This window comes from Paenibacillus alkaliterrae (assembly GCF_021532375.1).
Lineage (GTDB): Bacteria > Bacillota > Bacilli > Paenibacillales > Paenibacillaceae > Pristimantibacillus > Pristimantibacillus alkaliterrae.
Map to the genome: position 1 here is coordinate 1 of NZ_JAKGAP010000063.1, position 18,118 is coordinate 18,118.

At 49.5% G+C, this 18,118-nt stretch carries 16 protein-coding genes and 1 pseudogene; 15 read left to right on the plus strand and 2 right to left on the minus strand.

The genetic code is table 11. The features are described 5' to 3' along the window. From L1N85_RS21305 to L1N85_RS27710, 3 genes are all read left to right on the plus strand, one after another. The coding region (locus L1N85_RS21305) for an acyl-CoA carboxylase subunit beta (protein WP_235241067.1) at positions 1 to 1,429 on the plus strand (1,429 nt) is incomplete at its 5' end. Between the two features lie 62 nt (positions 1,430 to 1,491). Continuing rightward, entirely contained in the window at positions 1,492 to 2,274 is a 783-nt protein-coding gene (locus L1N85_RS21310) for an enoyl-CoA hydratase-related protein (RefSeq protein ID WP_235241068.1), read from the plus strand. A gap of 170 nt (positions 2,275 to 2,444) precedes the next feature. Then, on the plus strand, positions 2,445 to 4,820 hold the full coding sequence (locus L1N85_RS27710; RefSeq protein ID WP_328285258.1) for a family 43 glycosylhydrolase: 2,376 nt from the start codon (positions 2,445 to 2,447) through the stop codon (positions 4,818 to 4,820). A 37-nt stretch (positions 4,821 to 4,857) separates the two neighbouring features. Here the strand turns inward: L1N85_RS27710 and L1N85_RS21325 are convergent, their stop codons facing one another. Further along, entirely contained in the window at positions 4,858 to 5,034 is a 177-nt protein-coding gene (locus L1N85_RS21325) for a ketopantoate reductase family protein (RefSeq protein ID WP_235241070.1), read from the minus strand. A 273-nt stretch (positions 5,035 to 5,307) separates the two neighbouring features. Between L1N85_RS21325 and L1N85_RS21330 the strand changes: the two genes are divergently transcribed. The 4 genes and pseudogenes from L1N85_RS21330 (at position 5,308) to L1N85_RS21335 (ending at position 7,618) form a co-directional block, all read left to right on the plus strand. Further along, entirely contained in the window at positions 5,308 to 6,240 is a 933-nt protein-coding gene (locus L1N85_RS21330) for a patatin-like phospholipase family protein (protein WP_235241072.1), read from the plus strand. Positions 6,241 to 6,277: 37 nt separating this feature from the next. Further along, positions 6,278 to 6,577 (plus strand): annotated as a pseudogene (locus tag L1N85_RS28035) (cupin domain-containing protein); the annotation flags it as partial. A gap of 33 nt (positions 6,578 to 6,610) precedes the next feature. Continuing rightward, entirely contained in the window at positions 6,611 to 6,742 is a 132-nt protein-coding gene (locus L1N85_RS27370; RefSeq protein ID WP_268818410.1) for a hypothetical protein, read from the plus strand. Between the two features lie 648 nt (positions 6,743 to 7,390). Next, positions 7,391 to 7,618 (plus strand): hypothetical protein, encoded by a 228-nt coding sequence (locus L1N85_RS21335; RefSeq protein ID WP_235241073.1) that lies wholly within the window; start codon positions 7,391 to 7,393, stop codon positions 7,616 to 7,618. Between the two features lie 547 nt (positions 7,619 to 8,165). Here the strand turns inward: L1N85_RS21335 and L1N85_RS21340 are convergent. Further along, on the minus strand, positions 8,166 to 9,521 hold the full coding sequence (locus L1N85_RS21340) for a dipeptidase (protein ID WP_235241074.1): 1,356 nt from the start codon (positions 9,519 to 9,521) through the stop codon (positions 8,166 to 8,168). 156 nt (positions 9,522 to 9,677) lie between these two features. Here L1N85_RS21340 and L1N85_RS21345 point away from each other — a divergent pair, with 156 nt between their 5' ends. The 8 genes from L1N85_RS21345 to L1N85_RS21380 all read left to right on the plus strand — a co-directional run bounded on the left by L1N85_RS21345 (position 9,678) and on the right by L1N85_RS21380 (position 18,114). Beyond that, positions 9,678 to 10,946 carry a DEAD/DEAH box helicase gene (locus tag L1N85_RS21345; protein ID WP_235241075.1) on the plus strand — a complete coding sequence of 423 codons (1,269 nt, stop codon included), beginning with the start codon at positions 9,678 to 9,680 and terminating at the stop codon, positions 10,944 to 10,946. A gap of 344 nt (positions 10,947 to 11,290) precedes the next feature. Further along, the gene (locus L1N85_RS21350) at positions 11,291 to 12,136 is read left to right on the plus strand and encodes a metallophosphoesterase family protein (RefSeq protein WP_235241076.1); all 846 of its coding nucleotides are present in this window, start codon (positions 11,291 to 11,293) and stop codon (positions 12,134 to 12,136) included. 18 nt (positions 12,137 to 12,154) lie between these two features. After that, positions 12,155 to 12,781 (plus strand): glycerol-3-phosphate responsive antiterminator, encoded by a 627-nt coding sequence (locus L1N85_RS21355; RefSeq protein ID WP_235241077.1) that lies wholly within the window; start codon positions 12,155 to 12,157, stop codon positions 12,779 to 12,781. 215 nt (positions 12,782 to 12,996) lie between these two features. Next, on the plus strand, positions 12,997 to 14,334 hold the full coding sequence (locus L1N85_RS21360) for an ABC transporter substrate-binding protein (RefSeq protein ID WP_235241078.1): 1,338 nt from the start codon (positions 12,997 to 12,999) through the stop codon (positions 14,332 to 14,334). A 33-nt stretch (positions 14,335 to 14,367) separates the two neighbouring features. Beyond that, positions 14,368 to 15,279, plus strand: a complete 912-nt coding sequence (locus L1N85_RS21365; RefSeq protein WP_235241079.1) for an HAD family hydrolase — start codon at positions 14,368 to 14,370, stop codon at positions 15,277 to 15,279. Beyond that, on the plus strand, positions 15,233 to 16,303 hold the full coding sequence (locus tag L1N85_RS21370) for an ABC transporter ATP-binding protein (protein ID WP_235241080.1): 1,071 nt from the start codon (positions 15,233 to 15,235) through the stop codon (positions 16,301 to 16,303). Before L1N85_RS21365 ends, L1N85_RS21370 begins: the two co-directional genes overlap by 47 nt. Position 16,304: 1 nt before the next feature. Continuing rightward, positions 16,305 to 17,177, plus strand: a complete 873-nt coding sequence (locus L1N85_RS21375; RefSeq protein WP_235241082.1) for a carbohydrate ABC transporter permease — start codon at positions 16,305 to 16,307, stop codon at positions 17,175 to 17,177. A 100-nt stretch (positions 17,178 to 17,277) separates the two neighbouring features. After that, positions 17,278 to 18,114 (plus strand): carbohydrate ABC transporter permease, encoded by an 837-nt coding sequence (locus L1N85_RS21380; RefSeq protein WP_235241101.1) that lies wholly within the window; start codon positions 17,278 to 17,280, stop codon positions 18,112 to 18,114. Positions 18,115 to 18,118 lie beyond the last annotated feature (4 nt).

Below are 18,118 nucleotides of genomic sequence, written 5' to 3' on the forward strand. Positions count from 1 at the left end.
CCGGGACCGGTTGAAGCTGCTGTTCGATTCGGAATGCGAGCTCGAGGATGCCCTTTTCGCCAACTGCGCCCAGGATGAACTGCCGGCCGACGGGGTAGTAACGGCCATAGGAAAAATAAATGGACAGACGGTTTGTGTGATTGCGAACGATTCGACAGTCAAAGCCGGTTCGTGGGGAGCGAGGACGGTTGAGAAAATGATTCGCATGCAGGAAACCGCAGATAAAATGCGGGTGCCGCTGCTCTATCTGGTCGATTCGGCGGGCGCGCGGATTACGGATCAGGTGGAGATGTACCCGGGGCGGCGGGGCGCAGGGAAAATTTTTTACAATCAGGTGAAGCTATCGGGAAAAATCCCGCAGATTTGTATTTTATTCGGTCCGTCCGCGGCAGGAGGAGCCTATATACCTGCATTTTGCGACATTGTAATTATGGTCGAGGGAAATGCATCCATGTATCTCGGATCCCCGCGGATCGTGGAAATCGTGACAGGCGAGAAGGCAACCCTGGAGCAGCTGGGCGGCGCTAAAATGCACTGCTCCGTATCCGGCTGCGGCGATGTGCTCGCTTCCAGCGAAGAAGAAGCGATTGCTCTTGCCAGAGACTATCTTGCTTATTTTCCCGCCAATGCATCGGAACAGCCTGCAGTCCGGGACGCCAAGCCCGCTGTCCGGTTCGAAAAATCGCTGGAGGACCTTATTCCCGGGAACCAATACACGGCGTTTGATATGTACGACCTCATTGAACGGATTATCGACGAGGATTCTTTTTTTGAAATAAAAAAGCTGTTCGCCAAGGAGCTCATTACCGGATTAGGACGATTCGCCGGGAGGCCGGTTGGCATCATCGCCAATCAGCCGCGGGTGAAGGGCGGGATTCTATTCCACGACTCCGCCGACAAAGCGGCGAAATTCATTTGCTTATGCGACGCCTTTCACATTCCCCTGCTGTTTCTGGCAGATGTCCCCGGCTTTATGGTTGGCACAAGAGTGGAACAGGCGGGCATTATCCGGCATGGCGCGAAAATGATTGCCGCCGTATCCGAAGCCTCGGTGCCCAAAATATCCGTTATTGTCCGCAAAGCTTACGGAGCAGGCTTATATGCCATGGCGGGACCGGCGTTCGAGCCCGACTGCTGCCTGGCTTTGCCGACCGCCCAAATTGCCGTGATGGGGGCGGAAGCGGCGATAAACGCTGTGTATGCGAACAAAATTGCCGGGCTGCCGGAACCGGAAAGAGCCGGTTTCATCGCCGGCAAGCGGGAAGAATACAATAAAGATATAGACATATACAGCCTCGCCTCCGAGATGGTCATCGACGGGATCATCCCCGCGGGCTCCTTGCGCAGCGAGTTAATCGCCCGGTTTGAAGCCTACTCCTCGAGGAGCGGTGCTGCTGCAGAGCGGAAGCATCCCGTTTATCCGGTCTAATCCGGGAGGCTCCCAGGCTCGTTATGGAAATACGCTGCGGCGTTCGCGCGGAGGTGGTAAGCATGAACAGGCCGGTGCTCTGGGAGCGGCATGGACATATGGGGTATATCCGGCTCAACCGCCCGGAGCAATTGAATGCCCTGAACTACGACATGCTCGCAGCTCTTGGCGAAATCGTGGATGCGATCGGTCAAAGTCCGCGCGATATTCGCACGGTGATCATAGAAGGCGTAGGCCGGGCCTTCTGCGCGGGAGCGGATTTAAAGGAGCGCAGTACGCTGAACGAACAGCAGATCCGGCGAAACCTCAACAAGACCAGAGAGGTGTTCTCCGCGCTTGAACGGCTGCCGCAGCCTACGATAGCGGCAATAAACGGCTATGCATTCGGAGGAGGGATAGAGCTTGCGTTATGTTGCGACTTCCGTTATTCGATCCGTGAGGCTCAGATGGGGCTTACGGAGGTCAGTCTTGGTATCATCCCTGGCGCGGGAGGCACGCAGCGTTTACCGCGTATCCTTGGTACGTCCAAAGCGAAAGAGCTTATACTGACCGCCCGGAAAATTTCGGCGGAACAAGCGTATAAGCTGGGGCTGTTGAACGGCGTTGCAGGGGACCGTGAGCAGCTTGAGAAGATGTGCGGGCGGATAGCGGCTGAAATAGCCGCCAATGCTCCGTTGGCTGTCTATCAAGCGAAGGCCGCGATTGACCGGGGCAGGAATACCGATCTGCAAACGGGATTGGATATAGAATTCGAAGCCTATGAAGCGACCCTGCCGACCAAAGACCGGTTGGAGGCGCTGGAAGCGTTCCGCGAGAAGCGGGCTCCTCATTTTACAGGGGAATAGCAGGCAGCGGACTGAACGATACGATTTCTTATCAAGCTTCACTCGTAGGAGTGGGGCTTTTTTTCTATTGTCACACGGAATCATTTGTGTTATTGTTAATCTGGTAATGAATATATTAATCACACAGTGTCGTGAAAGCGCTTCAAACCATGTGAAGGGAGAATAGTAACATGAATATTACTATCATTCAAAAATTAATCGCGGCAACCTTATTGGCTGCATTAATCCTGCCATTACCGGCTATTGCAAAGGTAAAAAACGCACCAGTTGGACAGCAGGATACGATGCCTGTATTTAGAGATGCTTCGGTACATGACCCATCCGTCATTAAAGTGGATGACACCTACTATGTATTCGGCTCCCATTTGGCGGCAGCCAAAACAAAGGATTTCATGAAATGGGATCTTGTCGCTTCCGGTGCAAACGTCAACAATCCTCTATTCGAAAATGTCGTTGAAGAATTAAAAGAAACGTTCGCATGGGCACAATCCGATACGTTATGGGCAGCCGATGTCATCCAGCTGAAAGATGGCAGATTTTATATGTACTACAATGCCTGTAAAGGCGATTCCCCAAGATCTGCGCTCGGCGTAGCCGTTGCCGATCACATCGAGGGGCCTTATAAAGATTTGGGTATTCTTCTGAAGTCCGGCATGTGGGGGCAGCCTAGTGAAGACGGAACCATTTATGATGCAAGAGAGCATCCCAATGCGGTAGATCCGGATGTCTTCTTTGACAAGAACGGAAAGCTGTGGATGATGTACGGCTCCTATTCCGGCGGCATTTTCATATTGGAAATGGATGCTGCAACAGGAAAGCCTCTGCCGGGTCAAGGCTATGGAAAAAAACTCACCGGAGGCAATCACAGCCGAATTGAAGGGGCCTATGTCCTTTACAGCCCGGAAACAGCCTACTACTATATGTATCTTTCCTTCGGGGGGCTTGATGCCGTTGGCGGTTATAACATTCGAGTCGCGCGCTCCGAAAACCCGGACGGACCGTATTACGATGCGGAAGGCAACGAAATGATTGACGTAAAAGCCGACCCTGCTCTTCCTATATTTGATGACCGGTCCATCGAGCCTTTTGGCGTGAAATTAATGGGCAGCTTCCTGTTCGACCGCAAGATTGGTGATCCAGGGACAGGAATCGGTATCGGCTATGTATCTCCAGGCCATAATTCAGCTTACTATGACCCGGAAACAGGCAAGCAATTTCTAATCTTCCATACGCGTTTCCCGCAGCGCGGCGAGGAGCATGAAATTCGGGTTCACCAAATGTTCATGAACAGTGAGGGTTGGCCGGTGGTTGCGCCATACCGCTATGCGGGCGAGACGATCGATAAAGTGTACCGGGAGGATGTCGTTGGCGATTACCAATTCGTTAATCATGCTAAAGATATCTCAGCGGCAATCAAAAAATCTCAATTTATCACATTAAATAAAAACAGTAAGATCTCCGGCGATGTAAGCGGCACTTGGAAAAGAACCGCACATAACAAGGCCGAGCTTACGGTGGATGGTGTCGTATACGACGGCGTATTCTTGCGCCAGTGGGATCCAACGTCAGCAAGCTATGTGATGACCTTTACGGCTTTATCGAAGCAAGGAGTCGCAATCTGGGGCAGCAAGATGGCCGATAAATCGGATGTGGAGATCGTTATGGATGTCCAAAATGATTTGAGCCTCGGTGATACAAGCAGCGTCACGAACAATTTGGCACTTCCTGCTGAAGGTACCAGGGAGACTGCGATCACATGGAGTTCCTCGAATGCTGACGTTATATCGGAAGCCGGAGTCGTGAACCGTCCGGAGCCGGGTACCGGAAATGCAACGGTTACATTGACCGCGGCCATAACGAAGGGTGACGCGGCAGCCGTGAAAAACTTTACGGTAGTTGTGAAGGAACAAACGATAAATGGCGTTGTTGCTCACTATGCCTTTGAAAATAACCTGTCGGATAGCCTGGGCAAAGCAGGGGCAGGTATCGTTACAGGCGACAGGATCGATAAGACAGGAGGCGTTATTACTTACGCCGGCGGCGTTAATAATGGTCAAGCAGCGGCGTTCGATGGAGCCTCCGGAATCCGCCTGCCAAACGGACTTATTTCCAGCAACGTGTACTCGGTTTCCCTGTGGCTCAATCCGGAGCAGCTTACCGATTTCACAACAACCTTCTTCGGCGCAAGAGACGGTAATAATTGGGTGAGCCTTCTGCCGAGAGGACACGGATGGGTCAATAATGACACGATGATTTGGTCGGGTACGGCCTGGTACGATGCCGGAGCCGGCATGAAAGTGAAAGCGGGCGTATGGTCGCATCTGGCTTTCACGGTGAATAACGGCAGCATCGTTGTATATGTCGACGGCGTTCAGAAGTTTTCCGGGACAGGCTTCCCGAATGTATTCACGACGACCGACGGCAGCTTCAGCTTAGGAGTAAACTGGTGGGATACGCCATATAAAGGTTTGATCGATGAATTGCGTATTTACGAAGTCGCCCTCCCAGCAGAGGAGATCGCCAATCTGGCGAAGAAAACGCCATAACCGAACACCGAAAGCTGACGCCGGTATTTCACCGGCGTCAGCTTATTTCATGGTCGTTGTTGATTGCCAGCAAAGCCTTATAAAGGGATTCGATCTCCATCTTTTTACCTTGTTCCCTGTGCTGCAGCATCGAAGTTTTATGATTTCTAGCCGATTCGGCTATCGTAAAAAATTTATCGATTAGATCTTGTTTGATAGGAATTCCCAATGCCATACCGATCTTCGCTGCTTCCCCAACGTCTGTTCAGCGGTCGCTCTCAGATGCTCATTATCTAAAATTTCACCGACGGTTACGCTATATATAGCCCGACGGCACCCGCTCCAATAACACCGATGATCATCTTCCTTCTCCTCTCCGAAGAGGTATAATCGTATATATGACAAGATATGCTTCCCTTTTCGTACATGATTTCATTAAAAAGTAATATTTATATATAAACCCATCGAACGTTCGTTTAGCTTATGAAGGCTGAAAGGAGAGACGTCTATGAAAGCGGATGCCGTTTTTGAGGGTGGGGGGGTAAGAGGGATTGCCTTTATTGGCGCCATACAGGAGATGGAGGCAAAGGGGTACGAATGGGAACGGTTAGCCGGGACATCCGCAGGGGCGGTTGTGGCAGCGCTTCTTGCCTGCGGATATAGTTCCCGGGAATTAGTGCATATCATGAAAACGCTGGATTACTCACGTCTGCTAGGCAGGACATGGGTGCATTATTTGCCCATTGTAGGCAAAGCGCTTCCGCTTCTTTTTAAATCAGGCATCTATTTAAACACACCTTTGGAAGATAAATTAACTTACTGGCTAAAACGAAAAGGCGTATCCACCTTCGGCGATTTGCCGGAAGGAAAGCTGAAAATCATTGCTTCCGACATCAGCAGCGGCAAGATGTTAATTCTGCCGGACGACTTGCCGCGCTATCATATATCCCGATCCCAATTCCCGGTCGCCGCCGCCGTTCGGATGAGCACGACGATTCCTTATTTCTTTCAACCGTACCGATTGAAAACGAAGCTAAGAAGAAAGCCGTATTATATTTTGGATGGCGGGCTTCTCAGCAATTATCCCATCTGGATTTTTGATGTAGAGGGGATGCCGCGCTGGCCGACCTTTGGCTTCCGCTTATTAGGAGAACATGCGGGGACCCCCTTTCATGACATTTCCGGTCCCTTCTCCATGTTCCGAGCCATGTTCCAGACCATGCTGAAAGCTCATGACCAGCGGCATGTGGATAAGCACTCCAGGAGAAGGACCGTATTTATCCCGACGGGCAAAGTGTCGACCACCCAGTTTGATCTGGGTCCGGAAGAGCGGGATTTTCTATACCAGTCGGGGCAGGAGACAGCCCGGAAGTTTCTGTCGGGCTGGGATTACGGGAAGTATGTGGAGGAGTTTCGGGTTTCCGGCGAGTGGAAGCTCTGATTAACGGGTCAGGAATAAAAGCTAGGTTGAGTTAGAGCCCGGCAATAGTCCCGGTACTCATACAGACAGTGCAGAAGAAATTATTCTCATTCTGGAAGGACATGCGGAAGTGACTCTCGATCACGAGAAGGACCATATAAGAAAAGGTGAACTGGCGCTTATTCCTGCCATGGTTCCCCACAATGTCCGAAACATAGGTTCCGAAACGTTAAAGGTCATTGGTTTCTTTTCAAGTCCAAACGTGGAATCTACCTTTGCCGAGCCGCTTATGCCGATTAACCAGAGAGCTAGCTCAACTTATAACCAGCATTTGGAATCGATTTTACATTTAAATTAAGGAGATGATAACTGTAAATAAGGAGGTCTATATATGAACATAATGGATGGAATGGATGCGGCAAGATTTAAATCAGGCAATCCTGATGACAAGTCAAAGGAAAAGGAAGCAAAGAAAGATGAAAAGAAAATGCCGATGGTATTAAGGAATCTAAATAATAAATAAGATTAAACGAAATGGATTTCAAATGAACCTATCATTCGGATTCAGGAGATGGCTCTGTTTTTAGTTAAAAACCGGCATTTGGATGAATGCCGGTCTTATTTTTTCTAACGTCCTCTTGTGTTCTTATTTTTTGGATTTTTTCGAACCGGCTACTTCAGAGTCCTTGTTATTTCCAGGACTATGCTTTTTGTTGGGATTTTTTTCTCGGGACATCTTCTCATCCTCCTTTTTCAATTCAATTTCCATTGTGCCCCTTACTTATTTTGAATATGTAACCCTTCCATCATTATAAAAAGTTAAAGTATGCCGTTCATTGTATGAACCAAAACAGGCCCATTACAATGACGGCAGCTGAAGCGGCAGGGTCAGGCCAATGTGGACGGCTTCGCTCTCCGAGCGAATGTCCATATAGCCGTAGCTGTTAGCTAATGTAAGCGGGGTATTGGGAGTGCTATAAGGTTTGGCGAAGAATGCGGATGTTAGATAAGTGGGGATGTTTCTAAATACATCCCCCCTGAAAAAATGGAAATAACGCGAATTATTATGATGTGAAAAAGCGTAGGAGTTACTGTCCAAATCCATCATAGCGCGGCAAACAGTAGTTACGATAATAATAAATCTAAAATTACGGACATTAGGAGTGCAGCTATGCAAAGCGATATAGAATTAGCCATGGAAAAAATTGAGCAGCTTAATTTCCGCAATCAAAGAGCGATGATGGAATTGATAAAAAGAAGCTTGAAAATGAATGATGACGAGTTTAATAAAGAATTGCTTTTAGCTTATGCTCATCAAAACCCCGTACATATTTTAGAAGTGGCAGTGGCTCTGCAATATGAAGAAATACTTAAGTCACTGCCAGAAAAATTTGCATAGTGAATAAACCAAAATCAAAAGGAGAAACCCCAAGGGACTTCTCCTTTTGATTTTATTATTCAATTAAGCCGAAAAAAGTGATTTTTATGAAGCCTGGCACAGCCTCGTATTGTCTTTTAACCTCATATGCCATCGCCCTTTATGTTTGTCGGTATGGCCGATGCGCTATCGCTTATAATACAAGGAAGAACATCTTTATACTAAAAGGGGATAGAAAATGCCTTCGATTTACCGTAAAACCTTTCGATCAAGAAATGCAAACCACATTAAGTGAATTAAAATCCGGTTATCATGCGCCAGAATTGAGTAAGAAGGAAATCTCGGATCTACCTGAAGAAAAGGACTTCTATATCGATATTAAAAACAAAACAGATTTCGTGTATGTATGTGTATACGATCGATAAATCACGGAATTTTTGGTTTAAGCAGAATTTTGAGGTGTTGGGTAATACGATATGGATGACCTATAATTAAATCAGCAAATATATGCATTAAAATAGGCAGGAGAGCGTCGCAATTGGTTGCGAAGCTCTCTGCCTTTATTTGCTTAAAGCTGTTTCAAGAACGCAACAATCGTAAGCAGTCCCTTGTCGAAGTTCTCCAGATTGAAATGCTCGTTAGGAGCATGCAGATTTTCGTCCGGGAGGCCGAAGCCCATCATCACGACGGGAGCCCTTAATACGCGGGAGAACGTCTCGACAATGGGGATCGATCCGCCATCCTTCGTGAACAGAGCGCGAGTGCCGTATACTTGTTCATAGGCGTCAGCTGCCTTTTGAAGCATGGGATGTGATGGATCCATGTTGAACGCACGGGCTTGTTCACCGCGCTTAATAACCAGCTTTGCTCCGGGCCCGACATGCGACTCCAGATGAGCTGCAATTTTATCTAATACCTGTGATGGATCCTGATCGCCGACAAGCCGGCATGTGATTTTGGCATGCGCTTCCTTTGGGATGACGGTTTTCGTGCCCTCACCTTGAAACCCTCCATATACGCCGTTCAGCTCAAGAGTTGGTCTTGCACCCGTTCGTTCAACAAATGAATAGCCTTCTTCTCCATACAAAGCTTCGAGACCGAGATTCGTTCTTAATTGTTCTTCATTATGATTTTGCTTGAGGAATTCTTCGCGCATGTCTGCGGAAAGCTCCGGTACTCCTTCATAGAAGCCATCGATCGCCACTCTTCCTTTGTCGTCGTGCAGAGAGTCGAGCAGGGAGATCAGTGCATGCAGCGCGTTTGGAACGCCGCCGCCGAAGGTGCCCGAATGCAGATCTGTATTGGCGGTAGCTACCGTCACTTCGAGCGAGCATAGTCCGCGCAGTCCCGTGGAAATTGCAGGCTTTCCTTTGGCAAGAAGCGATGTATCGGAAATAAGCACGACGTCTGTTGCCAGCTTGTCCTCATTGGCTTTCATGAAGGCAGGCAGATTAGGGCTTGAAATTTCTTCTTCCCCCTCGATACAAAACTTCACGTTTACCGGAAGCGCGTTTTCTTGACTTAGAAGCGCCTCAATTGCCTTCACATGCAGGAAAAGCTGCCCTTTATCGTCTGTAGCACCGCGGGCATATAACTTGCCGTCGCGGATGGCCGGTTCGAAAGGAGGAGTCTCCCAGAGGTGAAGCGGATCAACCGGCTGCACATCATAATGACCGTAGATGAGTACCGTCGGTTTGCCTGGAGCCTGAATATGCTCGGCATATACGACCGGATGCCCTTCGGTGGGGTGGATCTTGACATTCGCAAGACCAGCCTTCTCTAATTTGGCAGCAATCCATTGCGCAGCCTCATTTATGTCTTTCTTATGTTCGGACAAAGCGGAAATGCTCGGTATGGTTAGAAATTGCTTCAGCTCATCCAAATGTTGTTCTCTCATGTTCTGAAAATAAGTCTCATAGCTCACAGGTTTGAACCTCCTAATCCGTTATAACTTAAGTATACGTCTTCGATCAGATTAGTAAAACTGCCCAGAAATCTAAATAAAGCCCTGTTAATCGGGAATCTGTGTTACTATTACTTGTTATGACATAAAGGGACGTTTAAAATTAAGGAGAGAAAAATGACATTTAATGAATTGAATATTGTACCCGAGATTCTAAACGCGTTAAGCAAAGAGAACTATACGACGCCGACACCTATACAAGAACAGGCGATTCCAGCTGTATTAGCCGGCAGAGATTTACTTGGCTGCGCTCAGACTGGAACGGGGAAGACGGCCGCATTTGCCGTTCCGATTGTCCAGCTATTAAGTGAACAGCCCAATAAACCTCATACAGGGCGCCGTATTCGCTCATTGATTTTAACACCAACAAGAGAACTTGCTCTTCAGATTTATGACAACATTCAAGCCTATAGTCAATATACCCAGTTGCGCTGTTCTGCTATTATTGGGGGTGTTTCACAAAAAGCGCAGGAGCGGGCGCTAAAGCAAGGTGCGGACATTGTTATTGCAACTCCGGGCAGACTCAACGATTTAGTGAATCAGAAATGTATTGACTTACAATATGTCCAAATACTGGTACTTGATGAAGCCGACAGAATGCTGGATATGGGCTTTATTCATGATGTGAAGAAAATCATCGCGAAAATGCCTAAAAAAAGACAGACGCTTTTCTTCTCGGCAACGATGCCGCCGGAAATAGCCAGTATGGTTAAATCGCTATTGGTCAATCCAGTGAAAGTAAATATCATTCCGGTAACTGCGTCTGTGGAGCGGATAAAGCAATCCATTTATATGATCGCGAAGGAAAACAAGCAAAAACAATTGAATCTTCTTTTGCAAGATAAATCCATTGCTTCGGCACTGGTGTTTACCCGGACCAAGCATAGCGCTGACCGTGTTGTAAAGGAACTGAGACATGCGGATATTTCCGCAGAGGCCATTCATGGCAACAAATCTCAGAATAATCGCCAGCTTGCACTCAGCAATTTCAAGAGCGGCGTAACGCGCGTGCTGGTAGCGACGGATATCGCAGCAAGAGGAATCGATATTGATGAGCTTTCCCATGTGATCAACTTCAACCTTCCTAATATTCCGGAAACATATGTTCATCGCATTGGCCGTACAGGCCGAGCAGGACTAAGCGGGACCGCGATTTCCTTCTGCGAAACGGAGGAGCTTCCGTATCTCAAGGTCATTGAGAAATTGATCGGTAAGACCATTCCCGAAATCGAAGACCAACCTTATCGAATGCAGATTGCGAATCAGCCTTTAAAGGGCGGGGGACCATCGGCTTCCGTTGCTGCCAAACCTGCGAAATCCAAGGCGATCCCGGCGCGCAAGCCCAAGTCCGAGTGGTTCCGGAAGAGTCGTAAAACAAGCAGATAAAGCGAGAACATTGATTGACGGCAAAAGACCATACAATAATTTAGGAGAAGTAGGGAACGAAATAAAACCCTGCTTCTTTTTCTTTGGAGATTTGAGGAGAAGTACCAGACCGTAGTGAAACGGAGCTACCCGAATTGTGAACCGGTCGGAGGACGAGTGGTTAAACAAAGTCGAAGCGGTTGCGCCGCGCCCGCCGCTTCAAAGAATGCGAGGCAATTTCAGTAACGGATGCTATAAGGAAACCCCGCTTTACAAAAACTACTTCTCCATTTAACGGTCACACAATACTTGGCCTATACCATGAAGGAGGTAATGACAAATTTGGTTAAGCCGGGAGGAGAGCAATGATGAGATTAGTTCTGATGGGAGATTTGCATTATCACGAAATCGATAAGTCGGTTCCGGGATTGCTGGAGGCGCGGACAGCTTTCTATCACACCTTGCTGGGACGTTTTCTGGATATGGATGCAGAATTGCATATATCGCTTGGGGACCTTACGAATTTTGGATCAGCCTTGGAGCTGCAGGAGGTTTACAAGCTGTTGCAGCGCGAGGATAGAACGTTTATCCATGTGCTGGGCAACCATGATCTCTATTGGCAGACGAGAAGGGAAGTGCTGGAGATTACGGGCCAGCAGCGTTATCATGCCATTGACACCGAGACTGCGATGCTGGTGTTTCTCGACACGGCCAAAGAGTTGGACTTCGAAGACTGGGGCGGCTGGCTCGACGGAGAACAGCTGCAGTGGCTGGAAAGCATGGTTGAGGCATCCGGAACGAAGCCGCTCCTCGTCTTCGGCCATCATCCCGTCTATAACACAACGGCAAGATCGGAAAGAGAGAAGGGCTCGATCCATCCGAGCATTGACATGTGGCGCATTTTGAACCGGAAAAAAGGGGTCGGCGTCTATTTCAACGGTCACACGCATGTGGATTCGATCGTTGCGCAAAACAACTGGACCTTCGTGCAGTTATCCGCCTGTCTGGATCAACACGGCTTCCGGATCGTGGAATTCGCTGAAGAGGAGATCCGAATCTCTGCAGTAGATATTACGGACGCAGACGTTCTGGAGAACGCCCCTCTGCTGCATCAGCATATGGTGCATTTCAGCCATAACCCTGACGCCCGGGGGACAGACGCAGATCGCGAGATTGTTGTATCTTTGTTGACCGCTGCACAACAGAAATAATACGAGGAGGCCGCAGAGATGAAGAACCCAATGAACCATGACGCATTTTTCAAAGGCCTTGCTGCGCACAGGAGAATCGCTTCCATCAAGGATCCGAGACATATCGAAATCGCTCTGTCGCTTCGCAGCCAATTAAGCGGCATCTTTCTGTTAACAGGTCACATCGGTGTCGTGAAGGGCTATGTCGACGTGTTCAAGGAGCATCAGCTGCCGGTCTTCCTGCACCTCGATAAGATTGGCGGCCTCAGCACGGACAACTACGGTCTCGAATATTTGGCGAAGGCCATCAAGCCGACCGGCATTATTTCGACGAAAACCAATGTGGTGAAAACCGCGAAGAAAATGGATTTGATCACCATTCAACGCTTCTTTCTCGTCGACACCGAAGGGCTGGACAATATCGCCAAGAGCCTCTGCCAAATCGAGCCTGACATCATTGAAGTGATGCCTGCCCGGATTCCCGACATGATCGGCAAGGTGAAAGCATTCACCTCTATCCCTATTATTACCGGGGGACTATTGTATGAGCAAAGTCAGGCGGAGGAGTGTTTGAACCATGGAGCAACAGCCATCTCATCGTCCAACCCTGAGCTGTGGAAAGGCGCGGAGCCTCTTCCAGACAAGAAGATCCGGCTTATCGTATAAGTTTTGCCTCCCTGGGTGAATTCACATAATCTTTGCAATCAGATAACACAGCGTTAATAGTTGACCTGTATCATTCATTATGAAAAGTAAATAGCAATCGGTTGGAGCAATGGAGAAACCTTATCCGCTGCGGACGTCATGTCCGCGGCAGGATTAAGGTTTCTTTTTTATGCTATCGGCCTATTTCAAACAAAGAAAAGGTGGAGGATTGGACAATGGTTAAGAAGCTTACTGCACTCTCGCTTGCAATTTTTATGGTAGTGGTATTGGCGGCTTGCGGATCTAACGGTACGAATGGCACGAATGGCAGCACTGGCAACGCAAACAGCGGGGCTAAAGCGGAGAGCACGGATTCCGCAGCATCCGAGAAAATCGTCATTAAGTACTGGTACGCGTTCGGCGACAAAATCGAGGAAGCGAAGCTGCACATGGTCAAGGAATTCAACGAATCGCAGGGCAAAATCGAAGTTATTGCAGAGCACCAAGGCGGTTACGACGATCTTCATGCCAAAGTACAGGCGGCATTCGCAGCGGGAGACGCTCCTGCGGTAACCGATCTTGAAATTGCGTCAACCGGCGTGTTTGCCCGTTCCGGCATGCTGGAAGAGCTGACGACTTACGCGGACAGAGATAAGGATCAGCTACAGCTTGAAGATTTCAATCCCGGCTTAATGGGGAATGCCTACGTGGACGACAAGCTGTTCGGCCTTCCTTTCATGCGCAGCACACCGATTTTGTACAAAAATGTCACGATGCTGAAGGACGCCGGCCTCGATCCGGAAGGTCCGAAGACATGGGATGAGCTGGAGCAGTATTCCCGCGTTTTGAAGGAGAAGGGGAAAGTCGGCATGACGGTGGCTGCCGATATCTGGTTCTATGAAGCGCTGGTTGCCCAAAGCGGCGGACAAATGCTGAGCGAGGATGGCAAATCGGCTGCATTTAATACACCGGAAGGCGTAGCTCCGGTAGAGTTCTGGAAGAAATTAGCCGGCGAAGGTCTCATTAAAATACCGGTAGGCGACGAAGCGGGAGCTACCGCGGATAAAGACTGGGCGAATCAAATGTCGGCTTTCAAGTTCGGCTCCACCGCGGGAGTAACCGGAAGTCTGGAAATCGCGAAGGGCAACGGTTTTGAACTGGTAACGGCGTTTATGCCTGCTAACGCAAGCTACGGCGTTCCGACCGGCGGCGCCCAGCTTGTCATGACTTCGAAGAGCACTGATGAAGAGAAAGAAGCGGCTTGGGAGTTCATGAAATGGATGACAACCAAGGAAAATACGATCTACCAGCATAAGTATCTCGGCTACCTGCCGACCCGTCTATCGGCCATAGAAAGCGAAGAGCTGAAGGCGCATTTTGCAGAACATCCGCAGTTTAAGGTAGCCGTGGATCAATTGGAATATGCTAGACCGCGTCCGATGGAGAACGCATATCCGGAAGTGGCCAAAATAGTTAGGCAAGCGATCGAAAAGGCCATTCTCGATCCGAAAACATCCCCGCAGGATTCGCTCAATGAAGCGGCGGAGAAAGCAAATAAACTGCTTAGCAAATAATAAAGCTTTTGCAGAGCTGAGAGGTTACACAATATGTTCAACGAGAATTGGTTGTCCGCGGTTAAAGTTATTATTTTCGACATGGACGGTACGCTGTATCAGGAAGACACGTACTTGGAGCGTTATATTCGTTATCTGCTGGAGGGAACAGAGCACGAGGGAGAGACCGAGGCTGTCGTCAGCGCGGGAAGAGCTATTTTGACGGGAGAGCATCCTTTCCAATTCGGACATTTCTATCATACGCAGGATAATGTGGCGTTGGTGCGGCATGAGGAAAGCTTCGTTCAAGGCTTTACGTGGGAAGGGACCGCGATCGATGAACGTGCCCGCGCGTATGGACAATTGTCGTCCCAGGCTCCTCATCTGATCCATATCGGCGATCCGTGGGGAATTGCGGCGGTCGTCCGTCACAAATATAAGTTGTCCGAAGAGAAGCAGCAGTCGGCTTTCGTAAGGGTCCGCGAGGAGATGATCCTCGAACCCTATCATTTCGAGTTCCGCAGCGATCTGTTTCAAGCGATGGAAGAACTTACTGCCGTGGACCGGAAGATTCTCATGACGAATACGTATTTGGAGTCCGGAATCGAGTTCCTGAATTACATGGAGATTCATCATTTGTTCGAAGAAGTGTATTGCGGTGCGGAGAAGCCGCTTGGCCTGAGCAGTTATTTCGCGTCCCTGCTGGAGCAGGGGTATCAGGCTCATGAAATTTTGTCGATCGGTGATAACACATGGAATGATCTGCACCCGGTCAAGCGAATGGGCGGCAGAACCTGCTTTATTTCCCCTTACCCGACCAGCGATCCGGAAGCCTGGGATTTGCGGCTAACCACACTGGATGAGCTTGAGCAGCTCATGCGTGCGATTCAGGAATCCATTACAAGGAGGACCATATCGGATGGCAAAGATCGAGCTGAAAAATATAAGCAAGAAATTCAAAGATGATATCGTGATTCAGGATTTGAATTTAACGATTAAGGACGGGTCGTTTACGGTTCTTGTCGGACCGTCGGGCTGCGGCAAATCAACGACCTTGCGCATGGTAGCCGGGCTTGAGAAGCAATCCGGCGGAGAGATTTGGATCGATGACAAATGCGTAAACGATACGCCGCCCGGGCTGCGGGACGTGGCGATGGTTTTTCAGAACTATGCCCTGTATCCGACGATGACCGTTCGCGGCAATATCGAATTCGGACTTAAGAATAGAGGCGTTGCGAGAACCGAGCGCGAGAAGCTGGTGAAGGACATTTCTGAGATTGTCGGGTTGACGCCGCATCTGGATAAGAAGCCGCAGAACCTGTCCGGAGGACAGCGTCAGCGGGTTGCCCTCGCGCGTGCGATGGTGAAGAAGCCGAAGGTGTTCATTCTCGATGAGCCCTTGTCCAATCTGGACGCCAAGCTGCGGAACCAGATGAGAACGGAGCTGATTCAGCTTCACAAGCGGCTGGGAACCACCTTTGTCTACGTGACGCATGATCAGGTGGAAGCCATGTCCATGGGGGATGAGATCGTCGTGATGAACAAGGGGGTCATTCAGCAGGCCGACTCTCCGATGAAGCTCTATCACGATCCGGCAAATTTATTTACCGCCGAGTTTATCGGAACCCCGGCTATGAACATGATAAATATGAGGGATGTGCAGGGCCTGGATATTCAGACGGCCGCCAGCATCGGCAGCGTAGGCTTCCGTCCGGAGCAAGGTCTCATCAACGCAAATTCGGATATTGAAGGTTACGCCATAGAAGGCGAGATCTTAACCCGCGAGAGCCTTGGGGCGGAGCATATTTATCAGATTCAGTCGCGGACAGGCGTGTTTTTTGTCAAAACCTTCCTTACGCCCTTAGAGACCGCCGATCGCGTAAAGGTTACGGTCCCGTACGGCCAGCTCTATTATTTCGGCCTGAACGGGGAAAGGCTGCGCGGCATCGAGACAAGCACGAAACGGCTGGTTGCCGCCGGAGGGGTCTGACATGACAGTATGGGAAAAGCTGCGTCCCTACGGGATGGTTGCCCCGGCCATTATCATTTTTGCATTGTTCTTTATTTATCCGATCTTTTACATGATCTACTTAAGCATGTTCGATTGGAACTTTGTCAGCCCGACCAAGACGTACGTCGGCTTCCAGAACTTTAAGGACCTTCTGGCGGAGCCGGATTTCCGGCAGGTGCTCTCCAATACGACGGTTTATACGGTATTGACGGTGACGTTAACGACCGGAATCGCTTTGCTGCTTGCGCTGTGGATGAACAGGAAGAGCTTCTTCCACGGCTTCGTGCAGGGCGCCATCTTCAGCCCGCATATTATTTCCCTCGTATCCATCTCGCTGCTGTGGAGCTGGCTGATGGATCCCGAGTACGGATTGCTGAACTGGGTGATCGGCCTGGCAGGCTTCGGCAAGCTGGAGTGGCTGTCCCATCCGAGCACATCGCTGATCTCGCTGGTGATGGTGGCCGTATGGAAAGGGCTAGGCTATAACGCCCTTGTGTTTATCGCCGGCCTTCAAAGCATTCCGGCCGATATTTACGAAGCGGCTTCCTTGGACCGATCCAAGCCTTGGACGACCTTCACGAAGCTGATCCTGCCGATGCTGTCGCCGACGATATTTTTCCTCGTGATCATCAACATGATCGGATCGTTCCAAGTATTCGAGACCATCGCGATCATGACCCAGGGAGGACCGGTCAATTCGACCAACACGCTGGTGTATTACATCTATGAATACGGATTCCGTTTCTTCAAGATCGGCTATGCCTCCGCCGCCGGCGTCATCCTGCTGGTCATTGTAGGGATATTAACGATGATTTACTTCAAATTGCTGTCGAATCGCGTTCATTACCGTTAGAAAGGAGTGAAAAGTCTTGAAAGCCATAGACCGTACGATCGGCGGCAGTCCTATCGGGGCCGCTGCCGAAGACAAGTGGACTTCCATACGCAGTAAAAAAATGATTTTGCGAAAAGCATTACGGGCTGCGCTCCGTGCGTTAAATCTGGCCGGCCTGCTGGCGCTGGTGCTGATCTTCGCCATGCCTTTTGTCTGGATGATATCCACATCGCTGAAGACGCTGCCGGAGACGATGATTTTTCCGCCTGAGTGGATTCCAAAGAGCCCCGTTTGGCAAAATTACGCCGATGCCTGGAACACGGGGCCGTTCCTGAGATATTTCGTGAACAGCGTCGTTATCGCGGTCGGCATTCTCATCCTGCAGATGCTGACGATTATTCCGGCGTCTTATGCTTTTGCGCGATACAAGTTCAAAGGCTCGAACTTTCTGTTCGGCATCGTCATGGTAACGTTGATGATTCCTGCTCAGTTAATCTTTCTACCCGTCTATCTGGAGCTGAGCGCTTTCAAGCTGCTTAATACGCATCTCGGACTCATTCTTCCTTTTGCGTCGAGCGCCTTCGGCATCTTCCTGCTGCGGCAGGCGTTCATGCAAATTTCGGATGAATTGCTCGAAGCGGCAAGGCTCGATCAGGCGGCCGAGTGGAAAATCATCATTAAGATCATGGTACCGATGGTGAAGCCGGTGCTTGTCACTTTTGCCTTGTTCAGCTTCATTGCCCATTGGAACGACTACTTCTGGCCTTTGGTTATGACGACGAACGAAACGGCGAGAACGCTGCCCCTCGGCATCGCCAAGATTCGCGAAGTGGAAGGCGTCGCGACATGGAACATACTGATGGCCGGCAACCTGATTCTGGTAGCTCCGATTCTTGTCGTATTTTTCTTGTCGCAGCGTCAAATTATTAAAGCATTCGTGTATAACGGCGTTAAATAAAAGA